This window comes from Pseudomonas sp. NPDC086112, from assembly GCF_044746425.1.
In the GTDB taxonomy this organism is placed as follows: domain Bacteria; phylum Pseudomonadota; class Gammaproteobacteria; order Pseudomonadales; family Pseudomonadaceae; genus Aquipseudomonas.
Window position 1 is genome coordinate 73,634 of sequence record NZ_JBIVCD010000003.1, and the last position, 26,457, is coordinate 100,090.

The following is a 26,457-nucleotide window of genomic DNA, read 5'->3' on the forward strand; positions in this document are numbered from 1 at the left end:
GAGGCTTGCCCGCGAAGGCGGCCTCAGACTCAACGGTAATTTAGAAAACAATAAAAGGTGCAGCCATGCCCGCTATCCGAATTGGCATCAACCCGATCTCCTGGAGCAACGACGACTTGCCGTCCCTCGGTGGCGAGACGCCGTTGAACACCGCCCTCAGCGAAGGCAAGGACATCGGCTACGAAGGCTTCGAACTCAACGGTAAATTCCCCAAGGATGCCAAAGGCGTCGGCGACGTGCTGCGGCCCTACGATCTGGCGCTGGTGTCCGGCTGGTATTCCAGCCGTCTGGCCCGCCGTTCCGTGGCCGAGGAAATCGACGCCATCGCCAGCCATGTCGAGCTACTGGCGAAGAACGGCGCCAAGGTGCTGGTGTATGGCGAAGTCGCCGACTCGATTCAAGGCCAGCGCATTCCGCTGGTCGAGCGCCCGCGTTTTCACACCGAACAGGCCTGGCAGGATTACGCCGACAAACTCACCGAACTGGCACGCTTTACCCTGTCCCAGGGGGTGCGCCTGGCGTATCACCATCACATGGGCGCCTACGTCGAATCCCCGGCGGACATCGACAAACTGATGGCATTGACCGGCAGCGAAGTCGGCCTGCTGTTCGATTCGGGCCACTGCTACATGGGCGGCGGTGAACCCTTGCAGGTGCTGCGCAAACACATCGAACGCATCTGCCACGTGCATTTCAAGGACGTGCGCAAACCGGTGGTGCAACTGGCGCGCAACAACCTGTGGAGCTTCCCGGACTGCATCATCAATGGCACGTTCACCGTGCCCGGCGATGGCGATATCGATTTTGGCGCCTTGCTCGACGTGCTGCTGGGCGCCGATTACCACGGCTGGCTGGTGGTCGAGGCGGAGCAGGATCCGGCGGTGGCACCGAGTTATGTCTATGCCAAAAAAGGCTACGACACGCTGCGTGCGCTGCTCGACGAGAGGATTAAGTGATGAGCCTTTTGGTCAAGAGCAATGCACGCGGGCGGACCATGGTCGAGTTGGGGCAAGGGGAGCTGGAGTACGTCGGCTTCGCCGCGTACCGCCTGAGCCTCGGCGAAACCCTGCCGGTCAGCGCCGGTGACAAGGAACTGTGCCTGGTGCTGCTCAGCGGTCGGGTCAGCATCAAGGGCGAAGCGCCGGGGCAGGGCGCGTTCGATTGGGACAACATCGGCGATCGCCAATCGGTGTTCGAAGACAAGTCGCCGTTCGCCGCGTACTTGCCACCGGGCAGTCAGGCGCAAGTGGTCGCACTCAGCGACGTGCAGATCGCCGTCTGCGCCGCGCCCGGTTCGACCGCCGAAAACCTCGGCCCACGGCTGATCAAACCCGACAGCATGAAGCGCAGTGTGCGTGGCAAGGGCGCCAACACCCGTTACGTCTGCGACATCCTGCCGGACACCGAACCGGCCCATTCGCTGCTGGTGGTGGAAGTGCGTACGCCGTCCGGGCACTCCTCGAGCTACCCGCCGCACAAGCACGACACCGACGATCTGCCACACCAGAGTTTTCTCGAAGAAACCTATTACCACCAGATCAATCCGCCCCAGGGCTTCGTGTTCCAGCGGGTCTACACCGACGATCGCAGTATCGACCAGGCCATGGCCGTGGAAAACAGCGACCTGGTCGTCGTGCCCAAGGGCTATCACCCGGTCAGCGTGCCCTACGGCTACGAGTCGTATTACCTGAACGTGATGGCCGGGCCGAAACGCGTCTGGCAGTTCCATAACGATCCGCAGCACAGTTGGCTGCTTGAGCTCTGAACTAAAAAGCCTGAATTTCAACATTCAAAGGGAGAACAAGAACAATGAGCGATGCCCCGGTAATAGGCCATTACATCGACGGTCAGGTGCAAGACAGCGGCAACGAGCGGTTCAGCAATGTCTTCAACCCGGCCACCGGCGCGGTACAGGCGCGGGTCGGGCTGGCCAGCCAGAAGACCGTGGACGAAGCCGTGGCCTCGGCTCTGAAAGCCTTCCCTGCGTGGTCCGAGCAATCGTCCCTGCGCCGTTCGCGGGTGATGTTCAAGTTCAAGGAACTGCTCGACCGCCATCACAATGAACTGGCGGAAATCATCAGCCGCGAACACGGCAAGGTGTTCTCGGACGCCAAGGGCGAAGTGACGCGCGGCATCGAAATCGTCGAGTACGCCTGTGGCGCACCGAACCTGCTGAAAACCGATTTCAGCGACAACATCGGCGGCGGCATCGACAACTGGAACCTGCGCCAGCCGTTGGGCGTCTGCGCCGGTGTCACGCCGTTCAACTTCCCGGTGATGGTGCCGCTGTGGATGATCCCGCTGGCGCTGGTCACCGGTAACTGCTTCATCCTCAAACCCTCCGAGCGCGACCCGTCGGCCAGTTTGCTGATGGCGAAATTATTGACCGAAGCCGGGTTGCCGGACGGTGTGTTCAACGTGGTCCAGGGCGACAAGACCGCGGTCGATGCCTTGCTGCAACACCCGGACATCGAGGCGATTTCCTTTGTCGGCTCGACACCGATTGCCGAGTACATCCACCAGCAAGCGACCTCGCGCGGCAAACGCGTACAGGCGCTGGGCGGGGCGAAGAACCACATGATCGTCATGCCCGACGCCGATCTGGATCAAGCGGCAGATGCGTTGATCGGTGCCGCTTACGGCTCGGCCGGTGAGCGCTGCATGGCGATTTCGATTGCCGTGGCCGTCGGTGAAGTCGGCGACCAGTTGATTGCCAAACTGCTGCCGCGCATCGACCAATTGAAGGTCGGCAATGGCATGCAGGGCGACAGCGACATGGGACCGCTGGTGACCGCCGAGCACAAGGCCAAGGTCGAGGGCTTTATCGGTGAAGGCGTGGCCCAGGGCGCGCAGCTGATTGTCGACGGGCGCAACTTCAAGGTGCCGGGGGCCGAGAACGGCTTTTTCGTCGGCGCGACGCTGTTCGATAACGTCACCACTGAGATGAGCATCTACCAGCAAGAGATCTTCGGCCCGGTGCTGGGCATCGTGCGCGTGCCGGATTTCGCCAGCGCCGTGGCGCTGATCAACGCCCATGAGTTCGGCAACGGCGTGTCGTGTTTTACCAGCGATGGCGGCATCGCCCGCTCGTTTGCCCGCAACATCAAGGTCGGCATGGTCGGCATCAACGTACCGATTCCAGTGCCCATGGCCTGGCACTCGTTCGGCGGCTGGAAGCGCTCGCTGTTCGGTGATCACCACGCTTACGGTGAAGAAGGCATCCGCTTCTACAGCCGTTACAAAAGCGTGATGCAGCGCTGGCCCGACAGTATTGCCAAGGGCCCTGAATTCAGCATGCCGACAGCCAAATAATTCACTTGTGCGGAGAACAACAAAAAATGAGCAAACCCCTGCGTTTCGCCCTGAATCGTATGGTCGCCCCACGTTTGTCCCTGCCCGCGTTCATTGAGTTGGCGGTGACCCTCAAGGCCGACGCCATCGAGATCCGCAACGACCTCAAGGGTGTCGAGATCGAGGACGGCACCGCGCCCGAACACGTGCGTGAGCTGTGCGCGGCCAAAGGCATCACCGTGCTGTCGATCAACGCGCTGTATCCGTTCGATGTGTGGAATGACGAGCGCCGCGCACACGCGCTGAAGCTTGCTGCTTATGCCCGTGATTGCGGCGCGCAGGGTTTGGTGATGTGCCCGTTGAACGACCGCGCCGATCCACGAACCGAGGCGCAGCGTGCTGCCGGCCTGCGCACGGCGTTGAGTGAATTGGCACCGATCCTGCGCGATCACGGCATCCTCGGTTTCATCGAGCCGCTGGGTTTCGAAGAATGCTCGCTGCGGCGCAAACGCACGGCGGTCGACGCGATCAAGGCCATCGGTGGGCTGGATGTGTTCCGTCTGGTGCATGACACCTTTCACCATCACTTGGCCTGCGAACATGAGTTCTTCCCCGAGCTGACCGGGCTGGTGCACATCTCCGGCGTCGAAGATGCCGAGGCGCCACTGGCGACCATCCGCGACGGCCACCGGGTGCTGGTGGGCGAGGGCGACATCCTCGGTAACGCGGCGCAGATCGAAACCTTGCTCGCGACCGGCTACAGCGGCTACCTGTCGTTCGAACCGTTCGCCGACAGCGTCCATGGCCTGGCGGATATCCAGACGGCGATTAGCGCGAGTATGGATCACCTGCAGAAATCCCTGAGCTGACACCGTTATCGAACTGATGGAGACCAACTGTGGGAGCGGGCTTGCTCGCGAAGACGGCGGCACATTCAACATTGAAGTCGCCTGACACACCGCCTTCGCGAGCAAGCCCGCTCCCACATTGATCGGATTTGCATACAGAAAAGGTGCAAGCATGACCACAACAAGACTGACCATGGCCCAGGCCCTGGTGAAATTCCTCGATAACCAGTACATCGAGGTCGATGGGGTTCAGAGCAAATTCGTCGCCGGGATCTTTACCATTTTCGGCCACGGTAATGTGCTGGGTCTGGGGCAAGCCCTGGAACAGGACAGCGGCGACCTGATCGTCCATCAGGGCCGCAACGAGCAAGGCATGGCCCACGCCGCCATTGGTTTCGCCAAGCAACACCTGCGACGGAAGATCTACGCCTGCTCTTCATCGGTAGGGCCGGGGGCGGCGAACATGCTGACCGCTGCTGCGACGGCCACTGCCAACCGCATCCCTTTGCTGCTGTTGCCCGGCGACGTCTACGCCTGCCGCCAACCGGACCCGGTGTTGCAACAGATCGAGCAGTTCCACGACCTGAGCATCAGCACCAACGATGCGTTCAAGGCCGTGAGCAAATACTGGGACCGGATCAACCGTCCCGAGCAACTGATGACCGCGGCGATCCACGCCATGCGCGTGCTCACCGACCCCGCCGAAACCGGCGCGGTAACCCTGGCCTTGCCGCAAGACGTGCAGGCCGAGGCGTACGACTACCCCGATTACTTCCTGCAAAAACGCGTACACCGCATCGAGCGCCGCCCGGCCACCGAAGCGATGCTCGGTGATGCCTTGGCGCTGTTCAAAGGCAAGCGCAAGCCGCTGATCATCTGTGGCGGTGGGGTCAAATACTCCGGCGCCAATGCAGCGTTGCAGGCGTTCGCTGAGCGCTTCGATATTCCCTTTGCCGAAACCCAGGCCGGCAAGAGCGCGGTGGTGTCCAGCCATCCGCTGAATGTCGGCGGGATCGGCGAAACCGGTTGCCTGGCGGCGAACCTGTTGGCCAAGGATGCTGATTTGATCATCGGTGTCGGCACTCGCTACAGCGATTTCACCACCGCGTCGAAATCCTTGTTCAAGCACCCGGACGTGCAATTTCTCAACCTCAATATCAGCCCCTGCGATGCCCTGAAGCTCGACGGCGTGCAACTGCTGGCAGACGCCAAAACCGGCTTGAGCGCCTTGGCCGATGTGTTGGGCGACTATCGCTCCAGTTGGGGTGATCAAACCCGCCAGGCCAAGGCGCAACTGGATGAAGAAGTCGATCGCATTTATCAGGTCGAATACCAGACGAAAGATTTCGTCCCGGAAATCAACGATCACATGGACCCGGCAGTGCTGCGCGAATTCATCGAGCTGACCGGCTCCTGCCTGACCCAGAGCCGGGTGCTTGGCGTGCTCAATGAAACCCTGGCCGATGACGCCGTGATCGTCGCCGCCGCTGGCAGTTTGCCCGGTGACCTGCAGCGCAGCTGGCGCAGCAAGGGCGTGAACACTTACCACGTCGAGTACGGTTATTCGTGCATGGGTTACGAGGTGAACGCCGCGCTGGGCGTGAAGCTCGCCGAGCCTGAGCGCGAGGTCTACGCACTGGTGGGCGATGGCTCCTACATGATGCTGCACTCGGAGCTGGCGACCTCGATCCAGGAGCGGCGCAAGATCAACGTGGTACTGCTGGACAACATGACCTTCGGCTGCATCAACAACCTGCAAATGGAACACGGCATGGACAGCTTCGGCACCGAGTTCCGGTTCCGTAATCCGGAAACCGGCAAGCTCGATGGCGGCTTCGTGCCGGTGGATTTCGCCATGAGCGCGGCGGCTTACGGCTGCAAGACTTACAAAGTGAACACCGTTGAAGAGCTGCGAGCCGCGTTGGCCGATGCGCGTTTGCAAACGGTGTCGACGCTGATCGACATCAAGGTCCTGCCCAAAACCATGATTCACAAATACCTGTCGTGGTGGCGGGTCGGCGTGGCGCAAGTCTCCACCAGCGCCCGCACCGATGCGGTGGCCAAGACCCTCAATGAACGACTGGCCAAGGCCCGTCAATACTGATTGCCCTGAACGAACCCACAGGAGTGTTTATATGTCTTTGCTTTCCAATTCGTTGCGGATCGGCGTTATCGGCACCGGGGCCATCGGCCAGGACCACATCCGTCGTTGCAGCCAGACCTTGCTCAACAGCCAGGTCGTCGCGGTCACCGACATCAATTTGCAGCAAGCGGCCAAGGTCGTTTCCGATCTGAAGCTGACTGCCGAGGTCTATCCTGACGGTCATGCGTTGATCAAGGCGCCGGAAGTCGACGCGATTCTCGTGACCTCCTGGGGCCCGAGCCACGAAGAATTTGTACTGGCAGCGATTGCCGCTGGCAAACCGGTTTTCTGCGAGAAACCGCTGGCGGTCACTGCCGAAGGCTGCCGCAAGATCGTCGAGGCCGAAGTGGCCCATGGCAAACGGCTGGTGCAGGTCGGTTTCATGCGCCCGTACGATGAAGGGTATCGGGCGTTGAAAGCAGTGATCGACAGCGGCCAGATCGGCGAGCCGTTGATGCTGCATTGCGCCCACCGCAACCCGACCGTGGGTGAAAACTACAAGACTGACATGGCGATCACCGACACGCTGATCCATGAGCTGGACGTGTTGCGTTGGTTGCTCGACGACGATTATGTGTCGGTGCAAGTGGTGTTCCCACGCAAGACCAGCAAGGCCCACGCCCATTTGAAAGACCCGCAGATCGTATTGCTGGAAACCGCCAAGGGCACCCGTATCGATGTGGAAGTGTTCGTCAACTGCCAGTACGGCTACGACATCCAGTGCGAAGTGGTGGGGGAGACCGGCATCGCCAAACTGCCGGAGCCGTCGCAGGTTCAATTGCGCAGCGGGGCGAAGCTGTCCAATGCAATTTTGATGGACTGGAAGGACCGGTTCATCGCCGCGTATGACGTCGAATTGCAGGCGTTCATCGATGGAGTGCGGGCCGGGCAGGTCGGCGGGCCGTCGGCATGGGATGGTTTCGCGGCAGCGGTGGCAGCGGATGCCTGCATCGAAGCGCAGAGCAGCGGCCAGATCGTAAAAGTCGGCCTGCCAGACCGCCCCCGTTTCTACGGCTAACCCCGATCCCTCTGTAGGAGCGAGGCTTGCCCGCGAAGACGTCGGCACATTCAACATTGATGTCGGCTGAACGTGCGCCTTCGCGGGCAAGCCTCGCTCCTACAGGGGTTGGTGTCTGGGTTCAGATTCTGGTTAAGGAGAACAAAAAAACATGCGCATCGCACTAGACCCCTACATGTACCGCAACCTGTCCCTGGGCAAGATGGTCGACAAGGTTGCCGAGCTTGGTTACGAACACATCGAGCTGTCGCCCCGGGAAGATTTCCTGCCGTTCTATAAAGCCCCGCGGGTCGACAAGGCGCGGATCAAGGAATTTCGCAAAGCCCTGAGCGACACCGGAGTCAAACTCTCTTCCTTGTTACCGATGTACCACTGGGCAGCCGCCGATGAAGGTTTGCGTGTGGCCGCCGTGCGTAACTGGAAGCGCGCGATCCAGATTGCCGTGGAGATGGACTGCGAACTGGTCAACACCGAGTTCACCGGCCAGTCGGACAACCCGCTGGTGTGTGAAAACCAGTTCATGCGCTCCATGGACGAACTGATCCCCGAGTTCGAACGCGAAGGTATCAAGCTCGATATCCAGGCCCACCCTTATGACTTCTGCGAGCGCAATAACGAGTCGGTGGACATCATTCGCGGTCTGGACCGGGACTGGATCAACTACCTCTATGCTGCGCCGCACACGTTTTTCTATGACGACGGTGTCGGTGACATCGCCTCGATGCTCAAGTACGCCGGCTCGAAACTGAGCCACTTGATCATCGCCGACACCTACAACCACAAGGCTTCCTCGGGCTTGCGCTACATCGTCAACCCGCCGGGCGTCACCGCCACCGTGCACCAGCATCTGGACATCGGCCAGGGCGAGGTCGACTGGGAAGCATTTTTCGGCACCCTGCGCGAGATCAAGTTCGATGGCATCGCGACCGTCTCGGTATTCGCCTGGGAAGACCGGCCGGACGAGTCCAATCGCATGATGCTTGAACGCGTGACCCGCGAACTCTGCCAATAACCCCGGCATACACAAAACCTGTGGGAGCGGGCTTGCTCGCGAAGACGGCGGCACATTCAGCATTGATATCACCTGACACATCGCCTTCGCGAGCAAGCCCGCTCCCACAAGGTCCGTGTGCATCCGGTGATTAACTATAAGGAGAATACTTTCATGCGTATCGGACTTGTCGGTTACGGCCATGGCGGCCGGTTTTTTCATGCTCCGCTGATCAGCAGTTTGCCGGCGGCGACCTTTGTAGGCGTGGTCACCCGTGCTGCCGAGCGCCGACAACTGCTGGCGGCGGAACATCCCGGTGTGCCGGCTTTCGACAGCATCGGCCAACTGGTCGAAGCCGGGGTCGATGTGCTGGTGATCTCCACACCGCTCAAAGGTCGCCCGGCGCTGGTGCTCGACGCCATCGAACACGAAGTGGCGGTGGTCAGCGACAAGCCGTTCGCTGGTGATGCGCAACAAGCGCAAACCCTGATCACCATGGCCGAGCGCCAAGGCGTGCAACTGAGCGTCTACCAGAACCGGCGCTGGGACTCGGACTTTCTCACCGTGCGCAAACTCATCGAGTCCGGTGCGCTGGGTCAGGTCACCCGTTTCGAATCGCGGATCGAGCGCTATTCGCCGCAGTCGGTGAACAACGGCAGCGGCGGCGGTTTCCTGCGCGATCTGGGCAGCCATCTGGTGGATCAGGCGCTCTTGTTGTTCGGCCCCGTCACCCGGGTTTACGCCGAACTGGATTACCTCGAAAAAGGCCAGGCCTTCGACAACGGCTTCTTTATGTCCCTGACCCATGCCAACGGCGTGATCTCGCACCTGGGCGGCAGTTGCCTGCAAAACACCCCCGGCCCGCGCTTTCGCGTGACCGGCACCCAGGGTTGCTACAGCGTCGACGGTCTGGACGGGCAGGAGGCGTCGACCCTCGCCGGGCTCACGCCGAAATCCGAAGGCGAGCGCTGGGGCGTCGAAGAGCATCGGCGCTGGGGCTGGTTCGAGCAGGGCGAGGTGCGTGAGCGGGTGCCGTCCGAGCGTGGCTGCTGGAATCAGTTCTATTTGCAGCTACAAACCGCGTTACAGAGCGGTGGCCCACTGCCGGTCGAGGCACGTGATGCACTGGCGACCACCCGCGTGCTAGACGCTGCGCGGCTCAGCTTTGAGCGACATCAAGTGGTGGCACTGAGCCCGTTCGACAGTCATGGAATAAAATCAGAATAAAATTCTAAAATGAGTTGATATAGAAATTATTTTCCAATAAAGTCATTTCCAGGTTGCCGACTATCAACGTCCGATCACGCTCAAGCAGGCCTTGAACGAGTGAAGGACGCACCAAAAACAAGAAACAAAGCCAGGTACCGTCGATGAAAACCTTCAACTCTGCTCTGCATGCTTTACGTTCCGCGCTGCACCTCTCTCGCGACCTGCGTCGCGTCTCGTTTCATTCCTTCTTTCGCTTGCTTTGCGTCGAACGCAATGGCGCCCTGGTCTGCTGTATTCCGGGTGCACCGATAGTCCGCTTGCCCGCTCACTGAAATCGTCACGCCTTATCCATAAAACCAACAAGAATGTGGAGAAAGACTTTTCATGAAGACCAAGATCCGTTTCGCCTCGCTGGCCTTGTCCCTGATGTTCGCCAGCGGCGCCGCACTCGCTGACATGAAGATCGGCGTCAGCATGTCGCAGTTCGATGACACCTGGCTGACCTACCTGCGCGAATCCATGGACACCAAAGCCAAGTCCTATCCCGATGGCGTCAAGCTGCAGTTCGAAGACGCGCGCAGCGACGTGGTCAGGCAGTTGAGCCAGGTAGAAAGCTTCATCAGCCAGAAGGTCGACGCCATTGTGGTCAACCCGGTGGATACCGCCGCCACCAAAAAAATCACTGAAGCGGCGGTCAAGGCCGGTATTCCGCTGGTGTACGTCAATCGTCGTCCCGATGACCTGAACCTGCCCAAAGGCGTGGTCACTGTCGCCTCCAACGATCTGGAGGCCGGCCAGATGCAGATGCAGTACCTGGCCGAAAAAATGGGCGGCAAGGGCGACATCGTGATTCTGCTCGGTGATTTGGCCAACAACTCCACCACCAACCGCACCAAGGGCGTAAAAGAGGTGCTGACCAAGTACCCGAACATCAAGATCGAGCAAGAGCAGTCCGGCATCTGGTCGCGGGACAAGGGCATGACCCTGGTCAACGACTGGCTGACCCAGGGCCGCAAATTCGACGCGGTGGTCTCCAACAACGACGAGATGGCGATTGGCGCGGCAATGGCCCTGCAACAGGCTGGCGTCGCCAAAGGCAGTGTGCTGATCGCCGGTGTCGACGGTACGCCCGACGGTTTGAACGCGGTGAAGAAGGGCTCTCTGCTGGTCTCGGTGTTCCAGGACGCCAAGGGTCAGGCGGACGGTTCGATCGACACGGCGGTGAAAATGGCCAAAAACGAACCGGTCGAGCCGGCCGTGTGGGTGCCGTATCGCCTGATCACGCTGCAAAACGTCGATACCTTCAAATAGTCCGTCCGTTCGATAACAACAATAAGCACGCAAGGTTGCAACGCGACCTTGCTGATGGAGTACCTGATCATGTTCGCTTCAGCGACTGCTTCGAGCACCCCGTTAATGGGTGTCCAGCCAACTGCAACACCTGTCGATGAGCCGTACCTGCTGGAGATCATCAACGTCAGCAAGGGATTTCCCGGTGTGGTGGCCTTGTCCGACGTACAGCTGCGGGTACGTCCCGGTTCCGTGCTGGCGCTGATGGGCGAGAACGGCGCCGGCAAATCCACCCTGATGAAAATCATTGCCGGCATCTACCAGCCGGACGCCGGCGAGCTGCGCCTGCGGGGCAAACCGGTGGTCTTTGACACACCACTGGCTGCGCTCCAGGCCGGGATCGCGATGATCCACCAGGAACTCAACCTGATGCCGCACATGAGCATCGCCGAGAACATCTGGATCGGCCGCGAACAGCTCAACGGCCTGCACATGATCGACCATCGCGAGATGCACCGTTGCACCGCCAAACTGCTGGAACGCCTGCGGATCAACCTCGACCCGGAAGAGCAGGTGGGCAACCTGAGCATCGCCGAACGGCAGATGGTCGAGATCGCCAAGGCTGTGTCCTATGACTCCGACGTCCTGATCATGGACGAGCCGACCTCGGCCATCACCGATAAGGAAGTCGCCCATCTGTTCTCGATCATTGCCGACCTCAAGCGCCAGGGCAAAGGCATCATCTACATCACCCACAAAATGAACGAAGTGTTCAGCATCGCCGATGAAGTGGCGGTGTTCCGTGACGGCGCCTACATCGGCCTGCAGCGGGCCGACAGCATGGACGGCGACAGCCTGATTTCGATGATGGTTGGTCGCGAGCTGAGCCAGTTGTTCCCGGTGCGCGAGAAGCCAATCGGCGATCTGTTGCTGTCGGTACGCGACCTCAAGCTGGACGGCATTTTCAAAGACGTCTCCTTCGACCTGCATGCCGGGGAGATCCTTGGCATCGCCGGGTTGATGGGCTCGGGGCGGACCAACGTCGCCGAAGCGATTTTCGGCATCACCCCAAGCGACGGTGGCGAAATCCGCCTCGACGGCGAGGTGGTGCGCATCAGCGATCCGCACATGGCGATCGAGAAGGGCTTCGCACTGTTGACCGAAGATCGCAAATTGAGCGGCCTGTTTCCGTGCCTGTCGGTGCTGGAAAACATGGAAATGGCAGTCTTGCCCCATTACGTCGGCAACGGCTTCATCCAGCAGAAAGCCTTGCGCGCGTTATGTGAAGACATGTGCAAGAAGCTGCGGGTGAAAACCCCGTCCCTGGAGCAATGCATCGACACGCTGTCCGGTGGTAATCAGCAGAAGGCCTTGCTGGCGCGCTGGCTGATGACCAATCCGCGCATCCTGATTCTCGACGAGCCGACCCGGGGCATCGATGTCGGTGCCAAGGCCGAGATCTACCGGCTTATTTCCTACCTCGCCAGCGAAGGCATGGCGGTGATCATGATTTCCTCGGAACTGCCGGAAGTGCTGGGCATGAGCGACCGGGTCATGGTCATGCACGAGGGCGACCTGATGGGCACTCTCGACCGCAGCGAAGCGACCCAGGAACGGGTGATGCAACTGGCCTCGGGCATGTCCGCGGTTCACTAATGGATGCTGGCGGTGGCCATGGCCGCCGTCGCGACGCAATAGAAGGGTGAGTGGTTATGAACGCGATACTGGAAAACAAGCCTGCAGCGGTACCGGTCAAGAGTCGCCGGCGCTTTCCGACCGAATTGAGTATTTTCCTGGTGCTGATCGGCATCGGCCTGGTCTTCGAAATGTTCGGCTGGATCGTGCGGGACCAGAGCTTCCTGATGAACTCTCAGCGTCTGGTGCTGATGATCCTGCAAGTGTCGATCATCGGCCTGCTGGCGATCGGGGTGACCCAGGTCATCATCACCACCGGTATCGACCTGTCCTCCGGTTCGGTGCTGGCGCTGTCGGCGATGATTGCCGCCAGCCTGGCCCAGACCTCGGACTTTGCCCGGGCGGTGTTTCCGTCCCTGACTGACTTGCCGGTGTGGATTCCAGTGATCGTCGGGCTCGGAGTGGGATTGCTGGCGGGGGCGATCAACGGCAGCATCATTGCGATCACCGGGATTCCGCCGTTCATTGCCACCCTCGGCATGATGGTCTCGGCCCGGGGCCTGGCGCGCTACTACACCGAAGGTCAGCCGGTGAGCATGCTCTCGGATTCCTACACGGCCATCGGACACGGCGCGATGCCGGTGATCATCTTTCTGGTGGTGGCGGTGATCTTTCACATCGCCCTGCGCTACACCAAGTACGGTAAATACACCTACGCCATCGGCGGCAACATGCAGGCGGCGCGCACCTCCGGGATCAACGTCAAGCGGCATCTGGTGATCGTCTACAGCATCGCCGGGTTGCTTGCCGGCCTGGCCGGGGTCGTGGCGTCGGCGCGGGCCGCGACCGGGCAGGCCGGGATGGGCATGTCTTACGAACTGGATGCGATTGCCGCGGCGGTCATCGGCGGCACCAGCCTGGCCGGTGGCGTAGGGCGGATCACCGGCACGGTGATCGGCGCGTTGATCCTCGGGGTCATGGCCAGCGGCTTTACCTTTGTCGGGGTTGATGCTTATATTCAAGACATCATCAAGGGGCTGATTATTGTGGTGGCGGTGGTCATCGACCAGTACCGCAACAAGCGCAAACTCAAGCGCTGAAGCCGGACAAAACGCGAAAATGCGCCACGCCTGACCCGCGTGGCGCAGCCGTTTGTCTTCTATATACAGCCGCTCGACTGAATTTCTTGCTATAAACGCACTCCGATAAGCGCCTCAAAGCCAGCCGTAGCGCACTTTCAGGGCTTTGTCGGACAGATTTGCTGTCTTTTCAGTTGCTGAGGCCTCAAGTCGGCCTTAGACTGCCGCCCCTCGTAAATTGAGTGCCGGGTGGCGCTTGGAATAAACGGCGCCTTTCCAATGAACGCTTCAGGTTCAACGGATCGCTCCCTAATTCGCCTTAATGCACGTTTTTTTATAGAGATATCAATGACAAAGGACAAGTTGCTGGCCATGCCGGCGGATGACTACATGAATGCCGAGCAACATGCTTTTTTCTCTGAGCTGTTGCAGAACATGAAAGTCGAAACCCATGAGCGCATCGAGCAGAATCGCATCGCCATCGAGAGCCTGGACACCCCGGCCGATCCGGCTGACGCGGCTTCCGTCGAAGAAGAGCGCACCTGGCTGGTGAACGCGATCGATCGCGACCAGCGCATGCTGCCTCAGTTGGAACAAGCCCTGGAACGCATCAAGGAAGACAGCTTCGGCTGGTGCGATGACAGCGGCGAGGCCATCGGCCTGAAACGCCTGCTGATCAGCCCGACCACCAAGTACTGCATCGAAGCTCAAGAGCGTCACGAACAGATCGACAAGCACCAGCGTCAGGCCTGATTCAGTAGCGCCCCCGTCGCGGGCAAGCCTCGCTCCTACGGATATGACCTGTAGGAGCGAGGCTTGCCCGCGAAGCTTTTTGTCGCCCAAAAAAATTTCACGCACTTCTATTGATCTGCTGCAACCCCCCACTACTAACGGACCATAGATAATGGCTTTGTAGTGGCGTTTAATGCCATCACAACAACTAGAAGATGTGTGGGGTGACGAAGATGACGAGGGACGGATCTCTGGTTGGGGCAATGCCTGCACCAGCACTTTTGCCGAAAAACCTTTGGCTGACGCCGACCCTGCAAAGCATCGCCCTGATGCTATTGCTGTGCGGCATGGCATTGGCTGGCTGGTCGCTTTACCTTGGCCTGCCATTGGCCGTGCTGATTATCTGGCTGCCGCGCCTGCGCTCGCGCACTCTCCCTGATGCAACCCCCGCAGACAGTTCCGGCGCCATCGCCGAATTGACTCGCGATCTTTCCTACACCACCAGTCATAACGCCTTGTCGGCTGCCGGTGTGGCCTATTCGGTCAAGCAACTGGCGGACAAACTGCAATCGCAGCTCAACGCCGCGGCGCAGATTGTCAGCAGCGCTGAAGTGATGATCGCCACCGAGCACGCTACGTCGAAACTCAGTCGGGAAGCCTTGAGCGCGGCCAGCGAAGCCCATCAGAGCAGCGCGGCAGGGCGCACGGAACTGGTCGAGTCCATTGCGCGCATGCATCAACTCAGTGAGCGTGCCAGCAGCAGTCGCGAGCTGATCGAAGCCTTGAGCCTGCGCAGCGACGATATCCAGCGGGTCACGCTGGTGATTCAGTCCATCGCCAGCCAGACCAATTTGTTGGCGCTGAACGCGGCCATCGAAGCGGCGCGGGCCGGCGAGCACGGTCGCGGTTTTGCGGTGGTGGCCGATGAGGTTCGCGGGCTGGCCGCGCGCACAGCGACGGCGACCGGTGAAGTCGGGGAGATGGTCGCCGACATTCAGCAGCGCACCGCGCAAGTGGTGGAGCAGATTCGTCAACTGGCGAGCGATCTGAATACCGGTGTTGCGCAAGTCGAGCACACCGGGCAGCACCTGGAAAACATCGCGCGCCTGGCCGCCGGGGTCGAAAGGCAGGTCGGGGAAATCGCCCAGGGCGCAGACACCAACCGCGAACAACTCGACAGTCTGTTCCACGCCATCGAACAGATGCGCAGCGATCTGGCGATCAGCGACCAGCAGACCCAGCGGCTCGCCCAGGCAGCGGTGCAAATGGAAGGGCAGGCCGAATCCATCAGCGAACGCCTGGCCGAAGTCGGGCTGGATGACTATCACCAGCGGATTTACGATCTGGCCCGCGAAGGGGCGAGTCAGATAGCGGCACGCTTCGAAGCGGACATCGATCAGGGCCGGATCAGCCTCGATGACCTGTTTGATCGCAGTTACCAGACGATCCCCAACACCAGCCCGGCCAAATACCAGACCCGTTTCGACCGCTACACCGATCAGGTATTGCCGGCGATTCAGGAACCGTTGCTGCCGCGCCATGAAGGCCTGGTGTTCGCCATCGCCTGCACGCAGCAGGGTTATGTGCCCACCCATAACACCGTGTTCAGCCAGCCGCTGACCGGTGACGTACAGGTCGATACCCTGCACAACCGCACCAAACGCAAATTCACCGACCGCACCGGGATCCGTTGTGGCAGCCACCAACAGGCCGTGTTGTTGCAGACTTACACCCGCGATACCGGTGAACTGATGCACGACCTGTCGGTGCCGATCATGCTCAAGGGGCGGCATTGGGGTGGTTTGCGGTTGGGTTACAAACCACAAAAATCTCGCTGAGCTTAAGTGAACAGCATTGCCTGTAGGAGCGAGGCTTGCCCGCGAAGGCGGTGTGTCAGTCGGCATCAGTGTTGAATGGCACACCGCCTTCGCGGGCAAGCCTCGCTCCTACAGAGTGAATCTGGCTAGTGGATTTGGTGCATGCGCAGGTTCAGGTCGTCGACCACATGCGCCCAATCGGCGTCTTCACGCAGTTGTTCTTTGAGGAAGCCGGCTTGCTGCGGGGTCCAGAACTCGGCGTCGATGAGTTTCTTGTTGTCGGCCAGGGGAGAATGGCTGGCAATGAAATCGTCGATGGCCTTCTCGCTGGAGTCCAGACCGAGCTGGTCGAACAGGCCTTTCAAATCATGTGTGGGTGAGTCCATCTTCATCTCCTTGCAGATAATTCGTCGCGTCGAGTGCGAGCAAAAGCAGGGATGAGCATAGACTGCAAATCCGATGATCAGGTCTTCAATGCACCTTCATCGACGGCAAGCTTCAGCGCCTTGGCGGCATCCTGGGCGGCAACGGCCGCGACATCCGCGGTCTTGAACCAGCGATCCTTTTCGACCTGGTGAGACGTCACAGTGGTCAACGGCGGTTTGGCGCGCATGATAATGACTGCCTGGAATTCGCCTTCGACCTCTCTGGCTTCGCCCCGGATAAAAAATTCACCGATATCAAATTCCGTCACGTAGCAGTCTTCCCTTGGAAATAGTTGTTGTGTTGAGCGCCGTCCGCCCTGGGGGCGGGTTTCATTGGTCGGGCAGTATGGCAGTAGTTGCCTGTCGGCGGCTGAGTTAAGTCACCGGTGTGACGAAACGTCTATAGAAGTGAGCGCTGCAGGTGCCTCAACTGCGTTCCTCGAGTAAACGGGCAAGGGCGCAGGCATCGTTATGGTTGCCGCGGAAACCTCTTACACGTCCGGTGGATATTTCCCTGATGTGGAAAAAGGCGTTGCCGGCCAATACCACCTGAAAACGTGGGAGCAGACGCTCTTCAGGCAGGAAATCCTGCTCGTGGAACACCATCGAATGCAGAGATGACGAGCCATTTGTGTGTCGGATGTGAGGCTGGGCAAAGTGAGTCAGTGTGCACATATGAAGTCCTTTTCGTGGTTTTACCGACGTGTGTACGGTGTTATGGGTAGTCTCGGTGAGCATGGCTGCTCTAGAATCGCCATTGATGGTTGGCGATTGATGCCCATCTAAAGCAATTTTTTACTGGCGATATGTCGGAAAAGTGCTTTTTTTAAAGAGAATTTTCCCTAAAGTTGGTAATCCGGTTTTATCTGGCCGTCAGAAGGGCGTTTTCCTTCAACATCTGACGACCGCCAGGCAAGACGACGTGAGGGATGTTCCAGTAATCTTCTCAAACCTCACGATGAATGGGCCCTCTGCTCATTCCAGGATTCGACCCGGGTCATTTGGCTACACCTCGGCATTGCCGCTTTTTTCTGCTGTGCGCGTTTCCCGCGTACGGCGTCATTTTCAGATGTGGGGATGTTTCCTTGGCAGTAAGTAATCTCGATATGCATGCTTTGTTCGTACTGGGTGATTTGCGCGCAAAGCTGGTTAAACAGTTTCAGTCACGTTTCGTCTACATCACCGAACAGAACGCTGAAGGCATTTACATTGCCGAGCTCGACACCGAAGCAGCGCTGGTGGTGGATGACAAGCCAGGGCTTAAACTCAAGGTCGGCGACCATTTCAGTGCTTCCGTATTGCCCAGCCGCGAAGGCGGCAAGCTGGACATCAAGTTCCGCGAAATCAAACTGACGGTGTACGGGCTGGGGGATTACGCGTTCGTGACCACCGCAGACGGCCACGGCATTGTGTTCAAGGAAGGTCATAGTGTGGTGATGGTGTTCGCGGCCCATCAACAATTGCAGGAAGGCCTGACCAAAACCCTGAAAGCCGTGACCGCCAAGGCCGCCAAGTGGCGCAAGGGCGAACTGGTGACTTTCAAGGCCAGCGAGTAATGACCCTGACCCGCGCCGACTTCCACGAACAGAACCAGGCCAGTGCCCACGCCGAGGCGCAGCGCTTGTTGGCTCAAAAGGCCGTTCTACAGGGAGCCTGGCTGAGTTGGGTGGCGTCACAGATTTACCTGTTGCGTCCGGCGGCGTACGCCAGCATGGTCAGAAGAGAGCTTGCACGCTTGCAGGAACCTTGCGAAAGTTAATCCTCGTCCCTCGAAAGCAGGAACCTCAACTACAGTCAGATGACTGAGTATTCAGAGGCTTGCGGTCTTCTTTGTCAGGCCATCCTGCTATTGCTGTGAACAGCGCGAGGTGCAAAAGCATGAGGGGATTTCGACGGTTACTGGCCGCTACCCTGGCCACGTTCGGTTTATTGGCTTCACCCGTTCCGGTGTTCTCTGCCCAGGCGCCGATTCATTTCGCCGACCTGAACTGGGAAAGCGGCAGCCTGATCACCGATATCCTGCGGATCATCGTCGAGAAGGGCTATGGCTTGCCGACCGACACCTTACCGGGGACGACCATTACCCTGGAGACCGCGCTGGCCAACAATGACATTCAGGTCATTGGCGAGGAATGGGCCGGTCGCAGTCCGGTCTGGGTCAAGGCTGAGGCCGAGGGCAAAGTCGCGGCCCTGGGCGATACGGTCAAGGGTGCTACCGAGGGCTGGTGGGTGCCGGAGTATGTGATCAAGGGCGACCCGGCCAAGGGCATCAAGCCGATGGCACCGGATCTGCGCAGTATCAGTGATCTGCCACGCTACAAAGACGTGTTCAAAGACCCGGAAACCCCGGGCAAGGGGCGTTTTCTCAACAGCCCGATCGGCTGGACGTCGGAAGTGGTCAACAAGCAGAAGCTCAAGGCGTATGGGCTGGACGACAGTTACGTGAATTTTCGCAGTGGTTCGGGGGCGGCACTGGACGCAGAGATCAGCTCGTCGATTCGTCGCGGCAAGCCGGTCCTGTTCTATTACTGGTCGCCGACGCCGTTGCTCGGCCGTTTCAAGCTGATTCAGTTGCAAGAGCCACCGTTCGACGCCGACGCCTGGAAAACCCTGACCGACGCGGACAACCCCCATCCGAAACCAACGCGTTCGCTGCCCTCCAAGCTGTCCATCGGCGTGTCCACGCCATTTCAAAAACAATACCCGCAGATTGCCGAGTTCTTCACCAAGGTCGATTTACCGATCGAAGCGTTGAACAAGGCCCTGGCTGACATGAGCGAAAAACACACCCCGCCACGTCAGGCGGCAGAGGCCTTCATGAAGGCGCACCCGGACGTATGGCAGACCTGGGTGCCGAAGGATGTGGCGGATAAAGTTTCTGCCGCCCTGAAATAGAGGGGGCAGAGGACTGGATTGATCCCGGTATTCCTGGCCGACGCGAATCCAGTGTGGGAGCGGGCTTGCTCGCGAAAGCGGTTCGTCAGTCACCTCCAGGTTGGATGTGCCGCCGTCTTCGCGAGCAAGCCCGCTCCCACAAGGGGAACTCCGTCAATGACGAATACCCTTACAAAAACGCGTGAGGAAGTTCATCCTGCTGCAACATTTCATACCGGATGCCTGAATATGAGTCTTTTGGTCGCGCAATGGATTGCTGCAATCTTTTTATTGATCAGCCTGGTCCACCTGTATTGGGCGGCGGGTGGCAAATGGGGCAGCGAGGCGGCGGTGCCGCGTGTGTCCGGGGAGGGCGGTGAGGCATCAAGGCCGGCGTTCAAGCCGTCGGGCTTTGGCACGTTGCTGGTGGCGGTGGGTTTACTGCTGATCGCGATGCTGGTGTGCCTGCGGGTCGGATTGTATCTGCCCACGGTGCATCATTGGTCCCTGCAGTGGGTGATCAGCGCGATCGCGATGCTGATGTTCGCCCGGGCGATCGGCGATTCGAATTTGGTGGGGTTCTTCAAGCAGGAGAAGGACTCGAGATTTGCCCGCCTTGATACGTGGGCGTATTCGCCGCTGTGTGTGGTATTGGGGGCCGGATTGCTGACAGTGGCCTGGATCTGAGGGTGACCGGGCAATCGCCTTCGCGAGCAAGCCCGCTCCCACATTGGATGTTCAGTGAACACAGATGATGTGTACGGCACAGATCCAATGTGGGAGCGGGCTTGCTCGCGAAGAGGCCCTATCAATCAACACAAAACCCGCGGATTTAACTCCCCGTTTCCGTACGCCGACTACTCACCTCAGCCGGCACATCATCCCCCGCCATGCGCTTGCGAAACAACGCCGCCCGGGCCAGCAGCAGCGTGGTCACCGGCACGGTGATCGACAACAGAACCGGAATCAGCCAGGCATGCAGCACGGGCGCCGACTTGAGCGCCGAAAAGTAAATGATCGAAGCCAGTGCCACGCACCATGCGCCTAAAGTCGAGGCCAGCGCCGGTGGGTGCATGCGCTGGAAATAGTCCTTCATTCGCAGCAACCCGACCGCGCCGATCAGCGTAAACAGGCTGCTCAGCACCAGCAGAATCGCCACCGCAATTTCCACCCACAGAGACAGTTCAGGCCTCATTCGATCACCTCGCCACGCAGCAGGAATTTGGCCAGGGCAAACGAGCCGACGAAGCCGAACAGGGCGATCAGCAGCGCCGCCTCGAAGTAAGTGTCACTGGCATAACGAATGCCCAGCGCAAGCATTATCAGCATGGCGATGATGTACAGGTAATCCAGGGCCAGAACCCGGTCCTGGGCCGATGGACCCTTGAATAGCCGGATCAGGGTCAGAATCATCGCCATTGAAAAGATGAACAGGCTCAGCAGGATCGCGTTCGACAGCAATGCGCTCATTCGAAGATCTCCATCAAGGGGCGCTCGTAGGTCGTCTTGAAGTGCTGGATGAATCGACTTTCATCATCCAGATCGAAGACGTGCAGCAGCAAAATGCTGCGATCGAGCGCCAATTCCGACCAGACCGTGCCGGGCACCACCGTGCAGATCATCGACAGCGCCGCGAGGCCGTTGGCATCGCGCAAATCCAGCGGCACCTTGATGAACCGCGAGCGGGGCGCACGACGGCCCGCGTTGAGCACGCCCCAGGCCACGGCGAGGTTGGACACGATCACATCGCGCCCGACCAGCAAGAACAAACGCAGGATTACCCCTGGCCGACGAATGCGGACCAGCCGCGGCCGCAGCTTGCGCATCATCAACGGCGCGCAGAGCCCTAATATCGCGCCCAACAGCAGATTGCCGGGGCTCATCGACAGGTTCAACACCAGCCACAGCAGCCACAACGCCAACGACAACCAAGGTGCAGGAAACAGGCGCTTCATGGTTGCACCTCCAGCAGCGCTGCCTTGGCTTGCGGGCCTGGAATTACACGGGTTTCGAGCACCGCCATCACGTATTGCTGCGGGTTGTTCAATGCAACGGCCGCCGCTTGGGTGTAGCGCAGCAGCGGTTCGGCCTTGAACGTCAGCGCAATACTCAGCCCCAGCAGAACGACGATTGGCACGCATTCCAGGCGCCGCAGCAAGGGCGACGGCCGCTCTTGCGGGGTCCAGAAACGCTGGATGCCCAAACGCGAGAAAGCGATCAGCGAGGCCAGCCCGGACAGAATCAACAGGGCGAGCAACCCCCACGCGCTGTTCGACACCGGTTCGTCACTGCCATTGCCCAGACCCAGCGGATTGAGCAAAGCGCTGAGCAGGCTGAGTTTGCCGATAAACCCGGAAAGTGGCGGCATGCCGATGATCAGCAGGGCGCAGGCGATAAAGCTCAAACCGAGGAACGCCATGGTCCAGGGAATCACCTGGCCGACCACGGCTTTGCGGTCGTCATCGAGGTTGAAGCCTTTGGGCGGCTGCAAGGATTCCAAGGGTCGTGGCAGCAGCTCGCCGTCGTCGAACAGCGGCATTTCGTTGGCCGAACGCGAGCGCTCGATCAATTCGGCCAGCAGGAACAGCGCGCTCAAGGCCAGGGTCGAGCTGACCAGATAGAACAGCGCCGCGCCGATCAGGTTCGGCTGGGCGAAACCGATGGCCGACAACAGGATGCCTGCCGATACCAGAATGCTCAGGCTGGCCATGCGCTCCAGGCGTTGCGCGGCGAGGATCGCCACGGCGGCGCAAACGATGGTCGCCATGCCGCCGTAGATCAGCCAGTCGCCACCGAAGTACGCCGATGCGCCGGCCTGCCCAGAGAACAGCAGCGTCCACAAACGCAGCAAGGTGTAGACGCCGACCTTGGTCATGATCGCGAACATCGCCGCCACCGGAGCGCTGGCCGCGGAGTAGGCCGGCACCAGCCAGAAATTCAGCGGCCACATCCCGGCCTTGGCCAGGAACGCCACCGCCAGAATCGCCGCGCCGGCATGCAGCAAGCCGCGATCGGCCTCCGGCACCAGCGGGATTTTCAGCGCCAGGTCGGCCATGTTCAGCGTGCCAGTAACGCCGTAGATCAACGCCGCGCCGATCAAAAACAGCGACGAGGCCAGCAGATTGATCGAAATGTAATGCAGCCCCGACGACACCCGCGCCCGGCCCGAACCGTGCAGCATCAGCCCGTAAGAGGCGGCCAGCAGCACTTCGAAAAACACGAACAGGTTGAATAGGTCCGCCGTCAGGAAGGCGCCGTACAGGCCCATCAACTGAATCTGGAACAGCGCGTGGAAACTCGAGCCCGCACCGTCCCAGCGGGCCATGGCGAATAGCAGGGCACTGACGCCGATGATCCCGGTCAGCACCAGCATCAGCGCCGACAGACGATCGACCACCAGCACAATGCCGAACGGCACCTGCCAGTTGCCCGGCAGGTACACACCGATGGAGCCCGGCACGCCGGTGGTTTGCGTCCATTGCAGCAGCATCACGGCAATGCCCAGCCCCAGCAGGCTGGAGAACAGATTGATTTTGGCCTTTAACGGGCGGTGTTTTTCGCCCAGCATCAGCATCACCGCGGCGGTCAGCAGCGGTAGCAGAATGGGGGCTGCGATCAGGTGCGCCATTGGATTCATTCTTTAGGCTCCCGGCCATCCACATGGTCGGTGCCGGTCAGGCCCCGGGAGGCGAGCAGCACCACCAGGAACAGCGCGGTCATGGCGAAGCTGATGACGATCGCGGTCAGCACCAACGCTTGCGGCAGCGGGTCGGTGTAGTGCAGCAAATCCTGAGGCACGCCATCCTTGATGTTCGGCTCCTTGCCGATGAACAGGCTGCCCATGCTGAAGATGAACAGGTTGACGCCGTAGGACAGCAGGCACAGGCCCATGACCACCTGGAATGTCCGTGGCCGCAGCACCAGCCACACGCCGGACGCGGCCAGCACGCCAATGGCGATTGCGATGACTTCTTCCATCAGATGGCTCCTTGCGTGGCAGCTGCTTTGGCCACGGGCTTGGGTTGCGCGCTGGTTTTATGACCGCGTACCGATTGGTGGGCGAGGGCGGTCAGGATCAACAGCGTCGAGCCGACCACCACGGCGTACACGCCAATGTCGAAGAACAGTGCGCTGGCGATGTGAATCTCGCCGAGCAGCGGCAATGCGAGATGCCAGGTGTGAGTGGTAAGGAATGGATACCCGGCCACCATCGCCCCGAGCCCGGTGACTGTGGCAAACAGCAGCCCGGTGCCCATCCAGCGCAGCGGTCGCAGGCTCATTTGCGCCTCGACCCACTGGGTGCCGGCGACCATGTATTGCAGGATGAACGCCACCGACATCACCAGACCGGCGACGAAACCGCCACCGGGTTGATTGTGCCCGCGCATGAACAGGTAGACCGACACCACAAACGCAATTGGCAGCAGCAGACGCACCAGCACCGCAGGCACCATCATGAAACCGAGCGCGGTGTCGCTGGCATGACGCGGGTTGACCAGATCGGTGACCACGTCGGGCGCCAGCAAGCGCTGTTGGGCCGGCAGTTGCAGGCTTTCTTTCGGTGGACGGAAGCGTCGCAGCAGGGCGAACACAGCCAGGGCCACCGCCACCAGCACGGTGATTTCGCCGAGGGTGTCGAAGCCACGGAAGTCCACTAGCATCACGTTGACCACGTTGCTGCCGCCGCCTTCAGGCAGGGCGCGACTGAGGTAGAACGATGAAATGTCGTTGGGCGTCTGGCGGGTCAGCATCGCGTAGGACAGCAGCGCCATGCCGCCTCCGACCGCGATCGACAGCAGCAAGTCGCGGATACGGCGGATGCGTGCCTTGCGCAGGCTGCTCGGTAACGGCGACACCTCTTCGATTCGTCGTGGCAGCCAGCGCAGGCCGAGGAGGATCAACACCGTGGTCACCACTTCCACCGCCAATTGCGTCAGGGCCAGATCCGGCGCCGAGAACCAGACGAAGGTCACGCAGGTCATCAAGCCGCAGACGCTGACCATGGTCAGGGCCGCGAGCCGGTGATACTTGGCTTGCCACGCCGCGCCAAGGGCACAGGCAATCGCCAGCAGCCAGAGGATCACGAACACGATCGAGCCCGGAATCTTCGGTCGGTCGCCCCAGCTCAGGCTGCTGTGCAGCATCGGGATCAACCCGGCCAGCACCGCGGCGAGCACCACCAGAAACAGTTGGGTTTGCAGGCGCCGGGTGCTGATCCGCCGCTCCAGGCGACGGGCCAGGCGCATCATGATCACCAGGCTGCGCTCGAACAGGCGCTTGCCATTGAAGTGGCTGATCACCGGCGGGTGCGAGAAACGCCCGCGCTTGAGCTGATTGCGCAACAGCAGATAGAGGATGATGCCGCAGGACATGGCGATCAGGCTCATGATCATCGGCGCGTTCCAGCCGTGCCAGATCGCCAGGTTGTACTCGGGCAGCGTCCCGCCCACCACCGGCAATGCCGCCGCCGCGAGCAACGGGCCGACCACTTGAGCGGGGAAGATCCCCACCACCAGACAGGTAAACACCAGCAATTCCACCGGCGCGCGCATCCAGCGTGGCGGCTCGTGCGGGGTGTGCGGCAGGTCGGTGGCGGTCGGGCCGAAGAACACATCGACAGTGAAGCGCAGGGAGTAAGCCACGCTGAACGTCCCGGCGATGGTCGCGACGATCGGCAGGGTCATCTCGATCCAGGCCGTCGCGTTGATGAACACGGTTTCGGCGAAGAACATTTCTTTCGACAGGAAGCCGTTGAGCAGCGGCACGCCGGCCATGGAGGCACTGGCGACCATGGCCAGGGTGGCGGTGAACGGGATCAGTTTGATCAGGCCGCTGAGTTTGCGAATATCCCGGGTGCCGCTTTCGTGGTCGATGATCCCGGCGGCCATGAACAGCGAAGCCTTGAACGTGGCGTGGTTGAGAATGTGGAACACTGCGGCGACGGCGGCTAGCGGACTGTTCAGGCCCAGCAGCAAAGTGATCAGGCCCAGGTGGCTGATGGTCGAGTAGGCCAGCAGGCCCTTGAGGTCGTTCTGGAACATCGCGCAGTAAGCACCGAGCAACAGCGTACAGGCCCCGGCCCCGCCGACAATGTAGAACCATTCTTCACTGCCGGACAGCGACGGCCACAGGCGTGCGAGCAGGAAGACCCCGGCCTTGACCATGGTCGCCGAGTGCAGATACGCCGAGACCGGTGTCGGCGCCGCCATGGCGTGGGGCAGCCAGAAGTGGAAGGGGAATTGCGCACTTTTGCTCAAGGCGCCAATCAGGATCAGGGGCAGCAGAATAGGGTAGAGGGCATGTGCGCGGATCAGATCGCCGGCGGCCAAGACCTTGTCCAGGTCATAGCTGCCCACCACATGCCCGAGCAGCATGACCCCCGCCAGCAAACACAAACCACCGGCACCGGTGACCATCAACGCCATATAGGCGCCACGTCGCGCATCGGCGCGGTGGTGCCAGTAGCCGATCAACAGGAATGAAAAGAGGCTGGTCAGCTCCCAGAAAAACACGATCTGGATCAGGTTGCCGGAGATCACCAACCCCAGCATGGCGCCCATGAACGCCAGGAAAAACGCGAAGAAACGCGGCACCGGATCATCCGGCGACATGTAGTAGCGGGCGTATAGCGAAACCAGCGTGCCGATGCCCAGCACCAGCATCGAGAACAGCCAGGCGAAACCATCCATGCGCAGAACGAAGTTCAGGCCCAGGCTCGGTAGCCAGAAGAACTCTTCGCGGATCACGCCGCCATCGGCGATTTGCGGGTACAAGAGCGCGACCTGCACGGTGCCAATCAGGGCCACCAGGCCAGCCAACAGCGATTCGGTGTTACGCGCATTGTGCGGCAGCAAGGCTGCCAGACAGCTGCCGATAAAAGGCAGAAGCAGTAGAACTATCAGAGACATAGGCTTCTAATCTGCGGAAGTTTGTGAAGCATCATACGTGCCAGCTCCCCGATCACCAAACGCCAAGCTGTCGCAGAATCCTACAAAATAAACGGCAAATTCGTGTTTATCATTGTTTCAGTGAGCGCGATTTCGCTTGTCCCGGCCCCTTCGCGAGCAAGCCCGCTCCCACATTAGGGTTTCGGTGCGACACTCAT

At 60.3% G+C, this 26,457-nt stretch carries 26 protein-coding genes; 17 read left to right on the forward strand and 9 right to left on the reverse strand.

The features are described 5' to 3' along the window. The first annotated feature begins 65 nt into the window (after nt 1–65). The 13 genes from iolE to ACIPLA_RS03555 all read left to right on the forward strand — a co-directional run bounded on the left by iolE (nt 66) and on the right by ACIPLA_RS03555 (nt 16,074). Entirely contained in the window at nt 66–956 is an 891-nt protein-coding gene (iolE, locus tag ACIPLA_RS03495; RefSeq protein WP_218394612.1) for a myo-inosose-2 dehydratase, read from the forward strand. Beyond that, complete coding sequence (iolB, locus tag ACIPLA_RS03500; RefSeq protein ID WP_218394613.1) at nt 956–1,765, forward strand: 5-deoxy-glucuronate isomerase; 810 nt, start codon at nt 956–958, stop codon at nt 1,763–1,765. Before iolE ends, iolB begins: the two co-directional genes overlap by 1 nt. A 44-nt stretch (nt 1,766–1,809) precedes the next feature. Next, on the forward strand, nt 1,810–3,312 hold the full coding sequence (locus ACIPLA_RS03505; protein ID WP_401171493.1) for a CoA-acylating methylmalonate-semialdehyde dehydrogenase: 1,503 nt from the start codon (nt 1,810–1,812) through the stop codon (nt 3,310–3,312). A 26-nt stretch (nt 3,313–3,338) separates the two neighbouring features. Continuing rightward, on the forward strand, nt 3,339–4,160 hold the full coding sequence (locus ACIPLA_RS03510; RefSeq protein WP_401171494.1) for a TIM barrel protein: 822 nt from the start codon (nt 3,339–3,341) through the stop codon (nt 4,158–4,160). 151 nt (nt 4,161–4,311) lie between these two features. Then, nucleotides 4,312–6,243, forward strand: coding sequence for a 3D-(3,5/4)-trihydroxycyclohexane-1,2-dione acylhydrolase (decyclizing) (gene iolD, locus ACIPLA_RS03515; protein WP_401171497.1), 1,932 nt, complete (start codon nt 4,312–4,314; stop codon nt 6,241–6,243). 31 nt (nt 6,244–6,274) lie between these two features. Continuing rightward, nucleotides 6,275–7,300 (forward strand): Gfo/Idh/MocA family protein, encoded by a 1,026-nt coding sequence (locus tag ACIPLA_RS03520; RefSeq protein ID WP_008070647.1) that lies wholly within the window; start codon nt 6,275–6,277, stop codon nt 7,298–7,300. A gap of 151 nt (nt 7,301–7,451) precedes the next feature. Then, a complete protein-coding gene (locus ACIPLA_RS03525; RefSeq protein WP_007939382.1) occupies nt 7,452–8,312 on the forward strand; it encodes a sugar phosphate isomerase/epimerase family protein in 861 nt (286 codons plus the stop codon). Between the two features lie 153 nt (nt 8,313–8,465). Further along, nucleotides 8,466–9,518, forward strand: coding sequence for a Gfo/Idh/MocA family oxidoreductase (locus ACIPLA_RS03530; protein ID WP_401171501.1), 1,053 nt, complete (start codon nt 8,466–8,468; stop codon nt 9,516–9,518). A gap of 366 nt (nt 9,519–9,884) precedes the next feature. Beyond that, a complete protein-coding gene (locus ACIPLA_RS03535) occupies nt 9,885–10,811 on the forward strand; it encodes a sugar ABC transporter substrate-binding protein (protein ID WP_007907891.1) in 927 nt (308 codons plus the stop codon). Between the two features lie 69 nt (nt 10,812–10,880). Beyond that, nucleotides 10,881–12,446 carry a sugar ABC transporter ATP-binding protein gene (locus ACIPLA_RS03540; RefSeq protein ID WP_401171504.1) on the forward strand — a complete coding sequence of 522 codons (1,566 nt, stop codon included), beginning with the start codon at nt 10,881–10,883 and terminating at the stop codon, nt 12,444–12,446. Between the two features lie 56 nt (nt 12,447–12,502). After that, complete coding sequence (locus tag ACIPLA_RS03545; protein ID WP_007907889.1) at nt 12,503–13,525, forward strand: ABC transporter permease; 1,023 nt, start codon at nt 12,503–12,505, stop codon at nt 13,523–13,525. Between the two features lie 327 nt (nt 13,526–13,852). Continuing rightward, nucleotides 13,853–14,257: a TraR/DksA family transcriptional regulator gene (locus ACIPLA_RS03550; RefSeq protein WP_007907888.1), complete on the forward strand. Its 405-nt coding sequence runs from the start codon at nt 13,853–13,855 to the stop codon at nt 14,255–14,257. 593 nt (nt 14,258–14,850) lie between these two features. Further along, nucleotides 14,851–16,074 carry a methyl-accepting chemotaxis protein gene (locus ACIPLA_RS03555; RefSeq protein WP_401171748.1) on the forward strand — a complete coding sequence of 408 codons (1,224 nt, stop codon included), beginning with the start codon at nt 14,851–14,853 and terminating at the stop codon, nt 16,072–16,074. A gap of 125 nt (nt 16,075–16,199) precedes the next feature. Here the strand turns inward: ACIPLA_RS03555 and ACIPLA_RS03560 are convergent, their stop codons facing one another. From ACIPLA_RS03560 to ACIPLA_RS03570, 3 genes are all read right to left on the reverse strand, one after another. Next, on the reverse strand, nt 16,200–16,439 hold the full coding sequence (locus ACIPLA_RS03560; RefSeq protein ID WP_192342784.1) for a DUF2789 domain-containing protein: 240 nt from the start codon (nt 16,437–16,439) through the stop codon (nt 16,200–16,202). Nucleotides 16,440–16,516: 77 nt separating this feature from the next. Beyond that, complete coding sequence (locus ACIPLA_RS03565; protein ID WP_192342785.1) at nt 16,517–16,747, reverse strand: hypothetical protein; 231 nt, start codon at nt 16,745–16,747, stop codon at nt 16,517–16,519. Nucleotides 16,748–16,904: 157 nt separating this feature from the next. Beyond that, complete coding sequence (locus ACIPLA_RS03570; RefSeq protein ID WP_218394622.1) at nt 16,905–17,153, reverse strand: hypothetical protein; 249 nt, start codon at nt 17,151–17,153, stop codon at nt 16,905–16,907. A gap of 410 nt (nt 17,154–17,563) precedes the next feature. On the opposite strand from ACIPLA_RS03570, the gene ACIPLA_RS03575 reads away from it, so the two are divergent. The 4 genes from ACIPLA_RS03575 to ACIPLA_RS03590 all read left to right on the forward strand — a co-directional run bounded on the left by ACIPLA_RS03575 (nt 17,564) and on the right by ACIPLA_RS03590 (nt 20,039). Continuing rightward, a complete protein-coding gene (locus ACIPLA_RS03575) occupies nt 17,564–18,034 on the forward strand; it encodes a hypothetical protein (RefSeq protein ID WP_008067697.1) in 471 nt (156 codons plus the stop codon). After that, on the forward strand, nt 18,034–18,237 hold the full coding sequence (locus ACIPLA_RS03580) for a hypothetical protein (RefSeq protein ID WP_218394623.1): 204 nt from the start codon (nt 18,034–18,036) through the stop codon (nt 18,235–18,237). Before ACIPLA_RS03575 ends, ACIPLA_RS03580 begins: the two co-directional genes overlap by 1 nt. 119 nt (nt 18,238–18,356) lie before the next feature. Beyond that, entirely contained in the window at nt 18,357–19,373 is a 1,017-nt protein-coding gene (locus ACIPLA_RS03585; RefSeq protein ID WP_401171510.1) for an ABC transporter substrate-binding protein, read from the forward strand. Between the two features lie 228 nt (nt 19,374–19,601). Next, nucleotides 19,602–20,039, forward strand: a complete 438-nt coding sequence (locus ACIPLA_RS03590) for a DUF3995 domain-containing protein (RefSeq protein WP_218395150.1) — start codon at nt 19,602–19,604, stop codon at nt 20,037–20,039. Between the two features lie 145 nt (nt 20,040–20,184). Here ACIPLA_RS03590 and ACIPLA_RS03595 read toward each other — a convergent pair whose 3' ends face one another. The 6 genes from ACIPLA_RS03595 to ACIPLA_RS03620 are packed head-to-tail and all read right to left on the reverse strand — an operon-like array spanning nt 20,185 to nt 26,260. Continuing rightward, complete coding sequence (locus tag ACIPLA_RS03595) at nt 20,185–20,547, reverse strand: Na+/H+ antiporter subunit G (protein ID WP_123360814.1); 363 nt, start codon at nt 20,545–20,547, stop codon at nt 20,185–20,187. Next, the gene (locus ACIPLA_RS03600; protein ID WP_401171513.1) at nt 20,544–20,822 is read right to left on the reverse strand and encodes a K+/H+ antiporter subunit F; all 279 of its coding nucleotides are present in this window, start codon (nt 20,820–20,822) and stop codon (nt 20,544–20,546) included. Before ACIPLA_RS03600 ends, ACIPLA_RS03595 begins: the two co-directional genes overlap by 4 nt. Continuing rightward, nucleotides 20,819–21,307, reverse strand: coding sequence for a Na+/H+ antiporter subunit E (locus tag ACIPLA_RS03605; protein WP_192342790.1), 489 nt, complete (start codon nt 21,305–21,307; stop codon nt 20,819–20,821). The genes ACIPLA_RS03600 and ACIPLA_RS03605 overlap by 4 nt, the downstream gene beginning before the upstream one ends. Beyond that, nucleotides 21,304–22,989 (reverse strand): monovalent cation/H+ antiporter subunit D, encoded by a 1,686-nt coding sequence (locus ACIPLA_RS03610; RefSeq protein WP_401171516.1) that lies wholly within the window; start codon nt 22,987–22,989, stop codon nt 21,304–21,306. The genes ACIPLA_RS03605 and ACIPLA_RS03610 overlap by 4 nt, the downstream gene beginning before the upstream one ends. Next, on the reverse strand, nt 22,986–23,330 hold the full coding sequence (locus ACIPLA_RS03615; RefSeq protein ID WP_008029186.1) for a Na+/H+ antiporter subunit C: 345 nt from the start codon (nt 23,328–23,330) through the stop codon (nt 22,986–22,988). Before ACIPLA_RS03615 ends, ACIPLA_RS03610 begins: the two co-directional genes overlap by 4 nt. Then, entirely contained in the window at nt 23,330–26,260 is a 2,931-nt protein-coding gene (locus tag ACIPLA_RS03620; protein ID WP_401171521.1) for a monovalent cation/H+ antiporter subunit A, read from the reverse strand. Before ACIPLA_RS03620 ends, ACIPLA_RS03615 begins: the two co-directional genes overlap by 1 nt. Nucleotides 26,261–26,457 lie beyond the last annotated feature (197 nt).